The sequence below is a fragment of the Streptomyces sp. WZ.A104 genome (assembly GCF_002382885.1).
In the GTDB taxonomy this organism is placed as follows: Bacteria; Actinomycetota; Actinomycetes; order Streptomycetales; family Streptomycetaceae; genus Streptomyces.
Window position 1 is genome coordinate 1 of sequence record NZ_NWVL01000179.1, and the last position, 877, is coordinate 877.

Annotated in this window: 1 protein-coding gene; it reads right to left on the reverse strand. The window is 68.5% G+C overall.

Annotated elements, in window-relative coordinates; all coding sequences use genetic code 11:
• Positions 1 to 877: AMP-binding protein (locus CIB93_RS37010; protein ID WP_143660150.1), on the reverse strand; the 877-nt coding region annotated here is incomplete at both ends.

An 877-nucleotide genomic window follows, 5' to 3' on the forward strand; every position in this document is an offset into this window, starting at 1 on the left:
GCCAGGCCCGCGCCCCCGATGTGGAGTTCACCGATCACGCCCGGTACGACCGGTTGCAGTCCCCCGTCCAGGACGTAGGTACGCATGTTGGCCATCGGGCGGCCGATGGGCACGACCGGGCCCCCGGTGTAGGGGCGGGTGACAGGATGGCAGGTGGCGAAGGTAGTGGTCTCGGTCGGCCCGTACCCGTCCACGACCGTCACCGACGGGCACACCTCCTGGACCCGCCGCACAGAGACCGCGGAGACGGCCTCGCCACCGGTCCACACCTGACGCACCGAGGCCAGACACTCAGGAGCATGCTCGACGACCACGTCGAACAGCGAACTGGTCAGCCACAGCGCCGTCACCCGCTGCCCCGCGATCACCTGCTGAAGCGTGGGGACGTCAAGGTCACCCGCGGGAGCGACCACAACAGTCCCCCCGTTGAGAAGAGGAACCCACAGCTCATACGTCGAAGCGTCGAACGCCGTCGGCGAGTGCAGCAGCACACGCTCATGAGCCCCGCCGTCGAAACGCGGATCCAGCGCCAGAGCGGCGACGTTGCGGTGACTGACCACAACACCCTTGGGAACACCCGTCGAACCCGACGTATACATCACATACACCGCAGCGTCGGGATGGACGCTGACCTCGGGTCCACCGGGGCCGGCCTCGGGTCGGCCCGGCACGGGCGGCCGGATCAGCTCACATGCCTCAGCGCCTGGCCGATGGTCCGACAGGTCGTCGGTGACCAGCAGACGGGCGCCGGTGTCGGCGAGGACGTGGCGGATGCGCTCGGCCGGATAACGGTCGTCCAGCGGCACATGAACGGCTCCGACCTTGGCCAGAGCCAGCACCGTGGTGACCGTTTCGACCGAACGCCGCAGAAGAACCG